The organism is Camelimonas lactis, from assembly GCF_004342915.1.
Lineage (GTDB): Bacteria > Pseudomonadota > Alphaproteobacteria > Rhizobiales > Beijerinckiaceae > Camelimonas > Camelimonas lactis.
In genome coordinates this window covers 1-13053 of the sequence record NZ_SLWL01000007.1, presented here as the reverse complement: position 1 = coordinate 13053, position 13053 = coordinate 1, and the positions used below count along the sequence as shown (strand labels likewise).

General features: G+C 67.8%; 10 protein-coding genes. 3 read left to right on the top strand and 7 right to left on the bottom strand.

Annotation, left to right across the window (positions count from 1 at the left end; translation table 11 throughout):
• Nucleotides 1-64: 64 nt before the first annotated feature.
• Entirely contained in the window at nucleotides 65-1396 is a 1332-nt protein-coding gene (locus EV666_RS09300) for a polysaccharide biosynthesis/export family protein (protein ID WP_165909951.1), read from the bottom strand.
• 620 nt (nucleotides 1397-2016) lie between these two features.
• Here EV666_RS09300 and EV666_RS09295 point away from each other — a divergent pair.
• Entirely contained in the window at nucleotides 2017-3285 is a 1269-nt protein-coding gene (locus EV666_RS09295) for a glycosyltransferase (protein ID WP_245514326.1), read from the top strand.
• Nucleotides 3286-3353: 68 nt separating this feature from the next.
• Here EV666_RS09295 and EV666_RS09290 read toward each other — a convergent pair whose 3' ends face one another.
• Nucleotides 3354-4478: a glycosyltransferase family 4 protein gene (locus EV666_RS09290; protein ID WP_132006544.1), complete on the bottom strand. Its 1125-nt coding sequence runs from the start codon at nucleotides 4476-4478 to the stop codon at nucleotides 3354-3356.
• Between the two features lie 218 nt (nucleotides 4479-4696).
• Between EV666_RS09290 and EV666_RS09285 the strand changes: the two genes are divergently transcribed.
• Complete coding sequence (locus EV666_RS09285) at nucleotides 4697-5845, top strand: glycosyltransferase family 4 protein (protein WP_132006541.1); 1149 nt, start codon at nucleotides 4697-4699, stop codon at nucleotides 5843-5845.
• A 111-nt stretch (nucleotides 5846-5956) separates the two neighbouring features.
• On the opposite strand, the gene EV666_RS09280 is transcribed toward EV666_RS09285, so the two are convergent.
• Nucleotides 5957-7171, bottom strand: coding sequence for an ABC transporter substrate-binding protein (locus tag EV666_RS09280; RefSeq protein WP_132006538.1), 1215 nt, complete (start codon nucleotides 7169-7171; stop codon nucleotides 5957-5959).
• A 154-nt stretch (nucleotides 7172-7325) separates the two neighbouring features.
• The gene (locus EV666_RS09275) at nucleotides 7326-7940 is read right to left on the bottom strand and encodes a glutathione S-transferase family protein (protein ID WP_132006535.1); all 615 of its coding nucleotides are present in this window, start codon (nucleotides 7938-7940) and stop codon (nucleotides 7326-7328) included.
• Between the two features lie 318 nt (nucleotides 7941-8258).
• Between EV666_RS09275 and EV666_RS09270 the strand changes: the two genes are divergently transcribed.
• Nucleotides 8259-8939, top strand: coding sequence for an SDR family oxidoreductase (locus tag EV666_RS09270; RefSeq protein ID WP_132006532.1), 681 nt, complete (start codon nucleotides 8259-8261; stop codon nucleotides 8937-8939).
• Between the two features lie 125 nt (nucleotides 8940-9064).
• Here the strand turns inward: EV666_RS09270 and EV666_RS09265 are convergent, their stop codons facing one another.
• The 3 genes from EV666_RS09265 to galE all read right to left on the bottom strand — a co-directional run bounded on the left by EV666_RS09265 (nucleotide 9065) and on the right by galE (nucleotide 12658).
• Nucleotides 9065-9817: a histidine kinase dimerization/phospho-acceptor domain-containing protein gene (locus tag EV666_RS09265; protein ID WP_132006529.1), complete on the bottom strand. Its 753-nt coding sequence runs from the start codon at nucleotides 9815-9817 to the stop codon at nucleotides 9065-9067.
• A gap of 52 nt (nucleotides 9818-9869) precedes the next feature.
• Entirely contained in the window at nucleotides 9870-11528 is a 1659-nt protein-coding gene (locus EV666_RS09260; protein WP_132006526.1) for a CYTH and CHAD domain-containing protein, read from the bottom strand.
• Nucleotides 11529-11680: 152 nt separating this feature from the next.
• Entirely contained in the window at nucleotides 11681-12658 is a 978-nt protein-coding gene (galE, locus tag EV666_RS09255) for a UDP-glucose 4-epimerase GalE (RefSeq protein ID WP_132006523.1), read from the bottom strand.
• Between the last annotated feature and the right edge of the window lie 395 nt (nucleotides 12659-13053).

Below are 13053 nucleotides of genomic sequence, written 5' to 3'. Positions count from 1 at the left end.
CAGGCAGGGCGGCGTCCGTTTCAGGTGGAGGGCGGGCCCCGCTCGTGGGAGCGCGCGGCGGCCCTCAGTTGAGCGCCACGGCTCCCCGTTCGGCGCGGTTCGCCGCCTTCGCCGGCGCGGCGGAGGGGCTTCCCGACGCGATCGTTTCGGCGGCCGCCTCGCGCGGCGGGGGCGGCGGCAGGGTGACCTTGACCATGTCGCCCGGGCCGACAGGCGTGCTCTCGGTGGCGGTGATTGCCTCCCCCGGCGCTGCGGCGCGGACGACGGTGAAGGTCAAACCCTGCCGCATGGCGTCGCGGCGGGCGCCGCTGGCGCCGGCGTTCATCGCCTCCTGCAGCAGATCCTCGTTGATGGCGCGGCGGTTCGCCAGCTCCCGCAGGCGCTGGTCCGTCTCCCGCAGTTCAACGGCGATTTCGCCTTCGCGTTTGCTCTGCAACTCGACCAGGCTGATCTCCGCCCGCGACGCCTCCTGTTTGGCGCGCAGGATGCTGGTTTCAAGGCGCAGCCTGTCGCCCTGCAACTGCGCCATGGTGCGCTCCAGGGCGAACTGGCGCGGCGCCGCGGCGAGCCCCTTGCCGACAAGGCTGGCGACGCCGTCCAGTTCCTTCTGCACGAGCGCGCTCTGCCTGGCCTCCGTGTCGAGCTGTCCGCCGAGGGATTCCCCTTCCTTGTCCAGGAAGGCCTTCAGGCTCTTCAGGGCGTTCATCTGCGTGCGGAACGCGTCGCGCCGGGTGGTGAAGATCAGGGTTTCCTGCTCAAAGGCGTCGCGTGCTCGCGGCCCCTCGCGGGTCAACTCCGGCGGCATGGCGAAGGAGTCGGCGTTGGCGGCTTCGGCTTTCAGCCTGGCCTGGCGCATCAGCAACGCCGTGCGCGACAGGGCGAGGCTTTCGAGTTCGCCACGCGCGGCGATGGCTTCACGCTGGCGGGCGTTGAAGTCGATGGAGCGCACCTCGCCGCCGGCGATGGCGAGCGCCTGAATGACCGTGAGGCCTGGCCGGAACGGAAACTCGCCCGGCTTCATGACGTCGCCGGTAATGTAAAACGGCCGGTATTGCACCACCTCGACGGTGGTGTCCGGTTTTTGCACCAGCTGCATGCGGCTGCGGAGCGCCTCGCCGACCGCGTTGGCCACGGCCGACGGCGTCAGACCGCCGGCATCAATCTCGCCGACCAGCGGCAGGGACACCTTGCCGTTGGCGCCGACGATGAACTCGTCGTTCAGCCCTTCCCATTCGACAATCTTGTCCTGGGCCGGACGCCATTCGTAGACCTTCACCCGCAGGCGATCCTGCGGCCCCAGCAGATAGTCGGAGGCGCGGGCGGGCGAGGCGGCTAGCGCCGTGGCCTGAAGCAGGCCGGCGATCGCCAGGGTGGAGCAGATGGCGCGCCGTTTCATGAGCATATGTCCCGAAGCTGGAGAATATTTCCGGTTTTCGCCCCGCCGCCCCGGGCAGGCGCCGCAAGGACGCTCTGGCCAGGCAGACGCCGCCGATGCGCTGGATAATCAAGCCGGCCCCGCGCCATCCGGCGCAAGACGCGCCGCAACCGCGTGGCGGCGGCTCCCGGTCGGTTGATGGTGGCGGCGGCGATTATAACCAGCATGTGCGAATCCGGTCTGGAGCCTCCGGACGGCCGCGCCGCGCCCCCCGCCGCCTGGAGCGCGTTCAGGAGCCGTGATCTCCCGAAGGTCGCTCCGGCGTAACGCCGGCGGCGCGGACGCCCGGATTGCTCCCAAATTGCGCACGGGCGCCCGCCAGACCCAGTACCGAAATGGGTCCCGCCGATGCGCCAACCGGCGCGGGCCGGGCGCAAAAGTCGTAACCGGGGAAAGCACGCCCTGCTTTTGGATGAGTTTGGGCGAAGCGCGGTCATCCCGATAGTTCGGGAGCCAGGGCTGCGCGCCCGGGCCGGACCGCCGGGGGTCCGCAGGGCGTCCGGGATCGGTTGCACCGGAACCGGACGTCATGGTCCCTTCGGCTGGCCCTCCAATCTGGCGATCAGACCGGGCAGGCGTTCATGACCTTGATTCCCATGCCGGCGACGGCGACGGCCGCGCAACCTGGAAACGACAATCTGGGCGTCATTCAGGCGTGGCGCGCGGCGGGCTGGCGGCCGCACCGGGGGCTCCCTGCCGACCAGTCGATCGCGCTCGTTCATGACTGGTGCCCGTCGTTCCGGGGCGGAGAGCGCGTTTTGGCGGAGCTTGGCCGGACCTTCGGCGCCCGCGACCTGTACACCCTGTTCGATTTTCTGGACAGCGACACCCGGACGGCGCATTTCGGCGGCGTCCGCTTTCACACCTCGCACGCCAACCGCTGGCCGGGCGTGCGCAAATATTACCGCCACCTGTTTCCGCTCTGCCCCCTGCTGATGGAGCAGTTCGACGTGACGGGCCATGACGCGGTGATTTCCTCATCCGCCGCCTTCGCGCGCGGCGTCATCACCAGGCCGGACCAGCCGCATCTGTGCTACGTGCACAGCCCCGTGCGCTACGCCTGGGATGAGCAGTTTTCCTATCTGGAGCAATTGCGGCTGGGCAATGGTCCGAAGGGGCTGCTTTACCGGGTTCTGATGCACCGCCTGCGCAACTGGGATACGCGCACCGCGTGGGGACCGGACGTGATGGCCGCCAACTCCAGCTACGTCGGCGCCCGCATCCGCCGGATATACGGCCGCGACGCGGAGGTGGTGTTTCCGCCGGTGAGCGCCCCGGAGGATGCCTGGAGCGCGGAAAAAGACGACTATTACGTCACCGCCTCGTTCATGGCGCCCTACAAACGCACCGACCTCGTCATTCGCGCCTTCAACGCCATGCCGCGTCGTCGCCTGCTGGTGGTGGGCGAGGGGCAGCAGGCCAAAGCCCTGCGCGATCTCGCCGGTCCCAATGTGGTTTTCACCGGCTTTCTGCCGCGCGACGACTATTTCCGTACGGTGGCGCGGGCGCGGGCGCTGGTGTTTGGCGGCTGCGAGGATTTCGGCATTGCCCTGGCCGAGGCGCAACTGCTCGGCACGCCGCTGATCGCCTTCGGGCGCGGCGGCGCCGTCGACATTGTGCGTTCGCCGGAAGACACCGGCGATCCGACGGGTCTGTTGTTCAGCCGCCAGGAGGAAACGGCGGTGATTGGCGCGGTTGAAGCCTTTGAAACGGATCGCGGCCGCTTCACGCCCGGCGCCTGCCGGGAGAACGCCGACCGCTTTTCGGTGGCGCGTTTCCAGGCGGGAATCCGCAGGGCGTTCGCCATGGCGGAGGATGCGGCCAGAAGCACGACGCATGGCGCGCGCTAGCGCCCGGGCCGCGCCGCCGCCGCAGCGGCGGTAATCTGATCCAGATCCACGCCGCCCGCGCGCCCCTCTCAAACCATGGGTGGCTCCTGCGGCGCCGCTCCATCCAGCTTCGCCATCAGTTCAAGCCACGCGAGCGCCGAGTCCGTCCAGCTGAACAGGGCCGCCCGCGCCTTGCCCATGGCCGTCAGCTTGAAGCGCAGGCCAGGATCGGCGCGCAGGGCGCGGAACGCTTCCAGCCACGCCTCCGGTTGCCCGGGATCGGCATACAGCACGGCGTCGCCGCAGATCTCCGGCATGCTGGCGCGATCCGAGGCGACCACCGGGCAGCCGAGCGCCATGGCTTCGAGCGGCGGCAGGCCGAACCCTTCCGTAAAGGACGGAAACGCGAGGCAGAGCGAACTGCCGGTCAACGCCGCCATCTGGTTGTCGGTCAGTCGCCCGAGCGCCAGGACATTGCCGGCGCTCGCCGCCGCGCCGTCGCTCTGGAACACCCGCGTGTCGAGGGAGCCCACAAGGGCGATCCTGAAGCCAAAGGCGTCGAGGCGCGGCGCCAGCGCCAGCAGCATGCCCACGTTCTTGTGCGGCGCCGGACTGCCGATGACGACAATGGTGTCGGCGCCGGCCGCCTTGCGCGTCGCGTCGGAGTGGCGCGCCGTCCAGCGCAGCGCGTGCTCGTGGCCGTTGGGAATCACCGTGATGCGTCCGGCCGGCGCGAGGCCAAAGGCAACGATCTGGCTGGCTGAATAGTGCGAGACGGTGACAAGACCCGCCGCCCGCCGCGCCGCGAGGGGCGTGACATGGCGGTGATAGAGCCGGTAGGGCAGGGAGTAACTCTGCGGAAACAGCCGGGTGTTCAGGTCATGAATACAGAGCAGGGTGCGGGGGTGCAGCAGCGGCGCCGTATTGCACAGGCAAAGCAGGCCGGCGTCGCGCGCCTGGCCGGGCAGCACGGTCTGCTCCCAAAGATGCCCTGAACCGGGACCGGCGCGCCGGAGCGGGATATGCGGAAAGCGGTCCTGCGCCGCGTCGCCGCCGCCCTCTGGCGCGATGATCTCGATGGCCAGGTCTTCCGTCAGTGGGTGGCGTTGCTGGATCAGGCGGTCCATGGCCGCCAGTATCTCTGTGGCGTAACGCTGGACCCCGGTCAGGGGCTGTCCCAGAAAACGCCCGTTGATCTTCCAGGTGCGCGCCATGTGTCTGCCCCGCCTGACGACGCAATGCGCGCCGCACGTGCGCACTGTTGGCCCAGGCCCGGCATTTCGCCATGCTGGCATTGGGCGTAAGGAGGGGGAGGGGCGTCATACGTCTTCCGGCGACGGGCGCGTTCCGGCCGGCGTAGCAGGGATCGCAAGGCCAGCTTGATTGACGCGCGCTTCGGCCTGATCACAGGGCAGCAACTGCGGATGACGCCATGCCCCCAATGCGCAAGTGGACGATCAACGGCGATTTTCTGACCCTGTCGCCCAACGGGGTGGCGCGCTATGGGCGCGAGGTGACGCTGGCCATCGACGATCTGCTGGCGGCGGGCGGCCCGCTCGCCGACGGGCTCGAGGTGACGCTGGCGACGCCTGTCGGCGGCCACGACCTGCCGCTGCGCCACATCCGGACGGTTCATGTCCCGGAGTTTCGCCGGCCGCGCCTGCCCCAGGTCTGGGTGCAACTGCAACTGCCGCGCCATGTGCAGGGCGGCCTGCTGAGCTTTTGCAACCTGGCGCCGGTCGCCGTGTCCCGCCAGATCGTCTGCATGCACGACGCCCACACCTGGCTGATGCCGGAGAGCTATGACCGCATGTTCCGTCTGGCGCATCGCGTCATCATGCCGGTGCTCGGCCGCCGGGCGCGCGCCGTCGCCACGGTGTCTCATCACGCCCGCCGGCAACTCGCGGCGCTTGGCGTCGCGCGGGAGGACCGGATCGCGGTGGCGTGGAACGGTTGCGACCACGCCCTGCGCTGGCGGGCGTCGCGCTCGCCGCGCGATTACCGCAACCGCAGGCCGTTCGTGCTCTGCATCGGCCGCAACCAGCCGTACAAGAACATGGAGCTGATCTGGGCGATGGCGCCGGCGCTGGCGGCGCGCGGCGTTGAGGTGCTGGTGGCGGGGGAGGCCGGCGGGGCCGGGGCGTTGCGTCACGGGCCGAACGTGGTGGCGCTTGGCCGCATCAGCGACGATGAACTGGCCGCCGCCATGGAGGCGGCCCTGTGCTTCGTGTTTCCAACGCGCATCGAGGGGTTTGGCCTGCCTGCGGCCGAGGCCATGGCGCGCGGCTGCCCGGTGATCGCCTCCACGGCCGATGCTTTGATGGAGGTCTGCGGCGACGCCGCCATTCATGTGGACCCGGATGACGTGAATGGCTGGACGGCGGCTGTCATTCGCCTGCTGGAAAACCCGTTTGAGCGGCTGGCCATGGTGGCGGCCGGCCGGGCGCGGGCGCGCCTGTTCACCTGGCGGGGCGTGGCCGAAACATGGCTGGGGCTGATGGCCGCCGCTGACGGCGTGCCCGTGCAGGCGCCAGGAGGTAGGGGGGCGGCCAGCGCGGCGCCGATCGTGGCCGGCGCCTGAGGGATGACCGGGCATGGCCCCGGCGGGGAATGACGGCGCCCGTGTCGGCAAACCGGAGGTTGCTGGGTTCAGCGGAAGCCAAACCCCGGATTCAACATCGACGCGCCCGCCTTACCCCGCGCCCTCAATGATTTCGCCAAAGCGTTGCCAGCCCTTGCCGTCGAAACGCATGAGCTGCACTTCGCGGATGGGGAAGTAATTGGTGGGGCTGGTGTTGACCCGGATGCCTGGTAACAGCATGGGCAGGGCGACGTCTTTCAGATTTGTCGCCTGCTTCATGATGTTTTCCCGCGAAAGATCGCCGCCGCATTGCCGCAGCACGGTCATCAGCGCTTCGGACACCAGAAAGGCGTACTGGTTATAGCCCTCGAGCGGATCGCCCTCCGGGAAATATTTCTTCATGAAGGCGATATAATCAACGATGGCCCCGTCCTGGCTCCAGACCGGATCAGCCACATCTTTCATGTATCCGCAAGAGATCACCCCGAGCGCCCGTTCAGGGCCCGCCGGATTGATGACGCCCTTGATGGAGGCCGCGCCATTCGCCATGAAGTGCATGGGCTTCCACTGCAGTTCATGCACCTTGCGGATGGACTGGGCGACGAATTTCGCCGTCGTGCCGGAAAGCAGCACGTTTGCTCCCGTCGCCCGCAACGCCACCAGCTGTGAATCGATGGTGGGATCCGTAACCTCGTGGGAAATGGCCCTGGCGCGGGTTTCGAACCTGTCCTTGAGGACGTCGCGCACGCCCGCCACATAGTCCTTGCCCAGATCATCGTTCTGGTACAGCACCGCGAAGGTGGCTTCCGGGTTCTGTTGCAGGGCGTATTTTGTATAAACCTGCGCCTCGATGCGGGCGTTGGGCGCGAAACCCATGGTCCAGGGGTGATTTTTGTAATCGCCCCATTTGTTGCCGTTCACCGCCAGGAACAGGTGGGGAACCTTCTTCTGGTTGATGTATTTGACGACAGCGGAATTCGGCGCTGTGCCCAACATGCCGAAAAGAAACGACACGCGATCGTTCTCGATCAGCCGCCGCGTCTGCTCCACGGTTTTCGGCGGGCTGAAACCATCATCGTAAATAATGAAGCGGATCTTGCGACCGGCGACGCCGCCCTGGTCGTTGATCATCCGGAAATAGGCGGCCTGGCAACGCGCCTGCGTGCCGAGGGCTGACACCGGACCGCTCAGCGACGTGGTCGTGCCGATAACGATTTCGCTGTCGGTGACACCGGTGAGATCGTTGGCGAAAGCCTTGCCCGGGAACGGTGCGACGCACAAGGCGGCCATGCCGCCAAGCACATGGCGCCTGCTGGGTTGGGTCATCTGTTTCCTCCCGGATGCATTTTGTTATCTGTTACACAAGATTGGCACAGATCGGCGTCGTGGGACAGTCGTTCCACGACGCCGTCAACAAAACGCATCCGGGGCCGTACGGGCTGATGGCCCGGACGGGGCTTCCGCGAAAACTGGCGCCGGATCAGGCGGCTTCGCGCGCCAGCGCCTTCTGCACGCCGGCGTCCGCCGCCAGCCAGTCATGCAGCGCCGTGACGTGGCGCAGGTCGGCGACGCCGCCGGGCAGCACGCCGGAGGCCCAGCGGATCATCGGGAAAACATAAGCGTCGATGATCGAACGGCGATCCAGAATCCATTCACGGGTCGCCAGATGGCTGTCCAGCAGCTCCAGGCGCTTGCGCACCAGGGCCTGCGCCGCGGTTTTCACCGCCTGCTGGGCTTCAGCGCTGGCGTCGGAGGTATAGCGCGCCGGCGCGAAAATCGGCACGAACGCCGGATGCAGGTCGCCCGTGATGAAGGATGACCAGCGGTGGCGCTCTGCATCGGCGCGCAATCCCTGGCCGCCCAGCAGATCTGCCTCCGGATGCTTGTGGGCCAGGTAATCAAGGATTGCCCCGGCCTGGGTCAGCGTCCAGCCGTCATCCTCGACCAGCACCGGCACGGCGCCGGCCGGATTGACGGCGAGCAGCTCCGGCGCTTCGCGGCGCACGCGCTTTATCTCAAACGGCGCGCCGGTCCATTCGAGCACGATGTGCGGGGCCAGCGAGCAGGCGCCGGGCATGTAGTAAAGCGTTGTCATCCAGACCTCCGGGTGTTCGGGGCCGGCCTCGCCTGACGCCAGGCCAGCCAGGACGGCTTTGATCAACGGCGCTGATCAGCGGGGTTCGGCCGTCCGGTCGCGCCGCCGGATACTGCGGCGGATACGCGTCTGCAACAACCGGCATGACGCGGGGTTTCGGGGCCTTTCCCGTCAAATTTACCGGTCGCCAGCGCAACCGCGCCCGTGCCTGCCGGGCGGCGCCCGCGCCGTTCAATCCTTGCCGCGGGCCTCTTGCCAGCAATCCCGGCCTGGGGAACGATGCGGGCGGGCGCGGCAGCGCGCGCCGTGGAGAGCCAGATGCGCAAGGCGATTGTCACGGGCGGTTCGGGTCTGATTGGCGCGGGCATATGCGCGGCCCTGGCCGGCGCCGGCTGGGAGGTGGCGAACTTCGATCTGGAGGACGGCGGCTGCGAGGAGGCGCGTTTCATCGCCTGCGACGTCAGCGATGAGGACGCCGTCGCCGACGCCTTCGCCGAGCTGGAATGGACCGGTCTTGATCTGCTGGTGAACAACGCGGGCGTCGCCGCGCCTGTGACCGGCCCGGTGTCCGACCTTTCGCTCGACAGATGGCGCCGCGTCATCGACAGCCACCTGACCGGCGCGTTCCTGATGACGCGGGCCGCCGCGCCGCTGCTGCGGGAAAACGCCGTCATTATCAACATGGCGTCAACGCGCGCATTCATGTCCGAGCCGTTCACCGAGGCGTACGCGGCGGCCAAGGGGGGCGTCGTCGCCCTGACCCACGCGCTGGCTGTCAGCCTTGGCCCGCGCGTGCGCGTCAACGCCATCGCGCCGGGCTGGATTTCTGACTCGCCCGATCTCGCCGCCGCCGATCACGCGCAGCACCCCGCCGGCCGGGTTGGGCGGCCGGAAGACGTGGCCGGCGCCGTGCTGTTTCTCGCCGACGCCGGTTTCATCACCGGTGAAACCCTCATCCTGGACGGCGGCATGAGCCGCCGCATGATTTACGCCGATTGAGCCATAAGTCCCATCGAACCCACGCCCACGCCCGTGTGCAGGTCACGGCGGTGGTCCCCGTCGCGCGCTGCCGGCGGGCCACAGGCGGCGGGCGCAGGCGTGCGGCTGGACATGGCTGCCTGGCGTCAGCCCGTCGTCTCCGGCTTTTCGGCCGCCGGCAGCGTAAGCACAAAAACCGGGGCGCCGTCGCCAGACGACCGGACGTGCAGCGCGCCGGCGCTACGGGCAAGAAAAGCGAACAATTCCAGCCATTCGGGTGACAGTTCCGCCGTTTCCAGCGTGGCGAGCAAACGGCTGCGGAAGGCGTTGTCGCTGGCGGCGCCCGACAGCGTGATCGCAACGTGCGACCCATCGCTGGCCGGCAACCCACGCCAGGCGGGGCGCCCGTCAACCGGCGCGACGCGTATCTCCGGCCTGGTCGCCGCGCCAGGCGCCCCCAGCGCGGCGACCAGCGTTGCCATGGCGGCGTCAAAGCCGGCCGCGTCGGTGGACACGGCCAGACCTGTGGGGCCCTTCGCCATGCCGGCGAGGCGGCCCGTTACATCGAACCTCAGGCGCCTGGGGGCCGCGCTGCGCGCCAGCGCCTGCAAGGCGCCGACAAGTTTCGCGGCGCGATCCGTGGCGTCCTGGATGGCGTGGAGATAACGGCCGCGGCGCTCTTCCGGGAGATTGGGCATCCCCAACAGCTCGGTCGAGCTTTGCAGCACGGTGAGCAGATTGTTGAACTGGTGGGCGGTTTCGCGCATCGCCACGCCCAGGGCTTCCGGCCCGCGCGTCTGGTCCAGCGCAGCGGCGGCCCGCCGCGCCGCTTTGGCCAGGGCCGCGTCAATATCGGCGTCAGGCGGCGAGGCGTGAAGAGCGGAAGGATTGCCTGTCATATGCGAGCGCCTGTTTTGGAACGGGAGCCGGCAAGCTCCCGACGGGGATACGTCAGTTCGCTGGCGCTTCCACGGCGCGGAACTTCTTCCACTGGCGGCGCAGGTCGGTCATCGCCGCTTGTCGAGCGCCGGTCTGCCAGCCCAGCGCCGCGCCAACGGCCAGCGCCATATCGTCGCCAAGGGAAACGCCTTCCTGCCGCAGCCCGTGAAGCAGACTGGCTGCGCCATGCAGGTCGTTATAACGCCCAAAAGCATCCTGAAGCCGCGCCAGCCGTTTTGCAAAGCGTTTGTTACCATGCGCTGTCGCCAGGAACGGCTGGAAAACTTCCGCAATGTAACGCAACTTCTTCAATGCGAGACGCGACCGGTGAAGTTCAGTTGCATTGAGATGGGCAAAGCCGCGCCCACTCTTGCGCACGCTGCGATAACGTTTGCGAAACATGCGCCGGGCGGCGCCGCGGGCCGGGGCGTCGAATTGGGCCGCCACGTCATCGGCAACGCCCGCGCGCCAGCCCCGCCGGACAATCCATCCGCCAAGCGCGATGAGAAAACGGGCGCAACGCGGGGAGGTGATGGCGGCGCGCGCCTCATCCTGGGCCTGGCGTCGCATGGCGTTGATGTGTCCGGCAAGCGCCGTGAAGTCCACGTCGGCTCCGCAGGCTTCCTGCGCTTCCTGCAGGACGCCGGTGGCGAAAACGTCGAGATTGCGTGCGTGACCCAGCTGGCTCATCAACCATTTGGCTTCAGCACGCAGGCCCGCCAGATCTGCTGGCGGGGCGATTTTATGGATCAGACCCAGCAGCGAACGGATGCGCCGTAGCGCCACCCGCAACTGGTGCACGCCTTCCGGGCCCGCGCCGGCCGACGCGGCCTCCAGATTGTTCATGGCGTGGGCGTACATGCCGTGCAGCGCCGCGCCGAGCGCCGCATCAAGGCTGGCGTCCGCCGCGATATCGACCGGCTCTGCCTTTGCCGCCGCCGGCGCGCGGCCAAACGCCAGATCATAGCCGCGCATTGCTTTTGAGCGGATCGCCGGGCGCAGCGGATAATTCTGCATCAGGGCGTCGGCAAGGCTGAAAATCGCTTCCGGCGCCCCGGAAACCAGCTCCATCTCGAGTTCGCAAATCGGCGCGCTGCGGCCGCCAGAGACGATCTCGCCGCTGTCGGCCGCCATTTCGACGACGCCAGCCGGCGTATGAAGCCGTCGCGTCTGGCGCGTCACGAGCGTCGAAAACAACGGCCGCAGGGCCTCGGGATCGACATCCCGGCCGCCGGTCCTGGCCAGCCAGTCCGCCAACTGCGTCCTGTCCAGATCAGGGCCGGCGACGGGCGCATTCCATTCGTTGCGACTGAAAGCGCCTGACGGATCGTTGGATCGCGGCGTTTTCAGGGTCATGACGTAGGCGCCCGCCTTGTCGCGGCGCACGCGCAACGCCCATTTGCGCTGGAGCAGCAGATTGTCAGGCGTGTCGAAATAGGTCGCCTCCAGCCGCGTCTCCATGGCGGGCCCGCGGGCATGTTGCAGGAGCAGGGGCGCATGACTGGCGGCCTTCAGTGTTGGCGCGTCACAGAGCAGCTTGAGTTCAATTTCCGCAGCCGGCGTCGACGCGTCCGGCGCAGGGCCGGCAGGACTTGCAGAAGCGTCCACTCCAGCAGAAGCGGTCTGGGCTTGATCGCCGGCGGGTTGCCCGCCCACGGTCACCGGGGTCATGGCCAAGATCTCCAGAACGCCAGCTACCCAGGATGTACGCTGGCCAGGATGGCATTGTCCGCATGGGCGTGGAAACAGCAAGCGTCACGGAGAGCAAAATCCGTTCACAGCGGCCGGACGCCCCCTGGGAGAGGCCATGCGCCATGCGGGGCTCAACCGCCCAGCCGCTGCTCCCAGTTCAGGGCCGACCCCACGATCTCATCGATTGAATCATGTCGCGGCCGCCAGTCCAGCAGGCTCTGGATCCGGGCGGGGCTGGCGACGATCCGCGCGGGGTCGCCGGCGCGACGCGGCGCGATTTCAACGGGAAGGGCGCGCCCAGTTACCTGTTCGACCGCCCGAATGACCTCCAGGACGGACAAACCCCGGCCGTATCCGCAATTGGCGGTGAAGCTGTCGCCGCCGCTCCGCAGATAGCGCAGCGCCTGAACATGGGCGTCCGCCAGGTCGGTCACGTGGATATAGTCGCGAACGCACGAGCCATCGGGCGTCGGATAATCCGTGCCGAAAACCTGTAGCCGGTCGCGTTTCCCCAACGCCGCCTGGCAGGCGACCTTGATCAGATGCGTGGCGTTCGGCGTGGATTGCCCGGTGCGCCCTCGCGGATCGGCGCCGGCGACATTGAAATAGCGCAGCGCGGCGTATTTCAGGCCATAGGCGCGTCCGGCGTCCTGCAACATCCATTCGGACATGAGCTTGGAGCGCCCATAGGGGCTGACCGGGGCCAGCGGCGCGTCTTCGTCGACCGCGCCCTCGCCTGCGTCGCCGTAAACCGCGGCGGTGGACGAAAAGATGAAATGCCCGACGCCGCCGGCGACCGCCGCGTCAATCAGCGCGCGCGTTTTGACGGTATTGGCGAGATAGTAGCCCAGCGGATCAGTCACGCTGTCGGGCACCACGATGCGGGCGGCGAAATGGGCGATGGCCGTGACCTGATGCCGGCGCAGGGTCTCCGCCATGGCGTCCTGATCGGCGATGTCCGCCTGTACGAATGTCGCCGCCCCGGGAACAGAGGCGCGCTGGCCGGTTGACAGGTCATCGACCACGACGACGCGCTCACCTGCATCACAAAGGGCGTGCGCCATGTGGCTGCCAATGTAACCCGCGCCACCTGAAACCAGCACCGCCATGACCGATCCTTCCGTAAAACAAAACGCTGCGCCCAAAGCGCCCCGCCCAAAGAAATTCCTGGCAGGCGCGGGGGAGGGGGTAAAGCGTCTTTCCGGGCGAGGCTGCGCCGATCATGGCTGGAACCCGCGAAAAAATGCGGCGCACATAACCGGCGTGAGCGTTGAGAAGCGCCCGGATCGGGATAGGCCATACGGGTCGCCAGCGCAGCACGCGTTGAGAATCTGTCGCCCGCACAGGGTGTTACAGATCGTTACATCTGTTACGTCCACAGGGGTTGTGACGATGGGCGATGTTTTGACGACGGGTCGTTGACATTGGGGCTGGGAGGGTCCTATAAGGCGGACATCGGCGGCGGGGTTCACCTGCTGTTTCAGCCAGACCCTTCTGAGAGAAG

What these genes read in the sequence shown, in the direction of transcription:
- EV666_RS09300 (WP_165909951.1), bottom strand. Translation starts at nt 1,396, where the DNA reads ATGAAACGGCGCGCCATCTGCTCCACCCTGGCGATCGCCGGCCTGCTT.
- EV666_RS09295 (WP_245514326.1), top strand. Translation starts at nt 2,017, where the DNA reads ATGACCTTGATTCCCATGCCGGCGACGGCGACGGCCGCGCAACCTGGA.
- EV666_RS09290 (WP_132006544.1), bottom strand. Translation starts at nt 4,478, where the DNA reads ATGGCGCGCACCTGGAAGATCAACGGGCGTTTTCTGGGACAGCCCCTG.
- EV666_RS09285 (WP_132006541.1), top strand. Translation starts at nt 4,697, where the DNA reads ATGCCCCCAATGCGCAAGTGGACGATCAACGGCGATTTTCTGACCCTG.
- EV666_RS09280 (WP_132006538.1), bottom strand. Translation starts at nt 7,171, where the DNA reads ATGACCCAACCCAGCAGGCGCCATGTGCTTGGCGGCATGGCCGCCTTG.
- EV666_RS09275 (WP_132006535.1), bottom strand. Translation starts at nt 7,940, where the DNA reads ATGACAACGCTTTACTACATGCCCGGCGCCTGCTCGCTGGCCCCGCAC.
- EV666_RS09270 (WP_132006532.1), top strand. Translation starts at nt 8,259, where the DNA reads ATGCGCAAGGCGATTGTCACGGGCGGTTCGGGTCTGATTGGCGCGGGC.
- EV666_RS09265 (WP_132006529.1), bottom strand. Translation starts at nt 9,817, where the DNA reads ATGACAGGCAATCCTTCCGCTCTTCACGCCTCGCCGCCTGACGCCGAT.
- EV666_RS09260 (WP_132006526.1), bottom strand. Translation starts at nt 11,528, where the DNA reads ATGACCCCGGTGACCGTGGGCGGGCAACCCGCCGGCGATCAAGCCCAG.
- galE (WP_132006523.1), bottom strand. Translation starts at nt 12,658, where the DNA reads ATGGCGGTGCTGGTTTCAGGTGGCGCGGGTTACATTGGCAGCCACATG.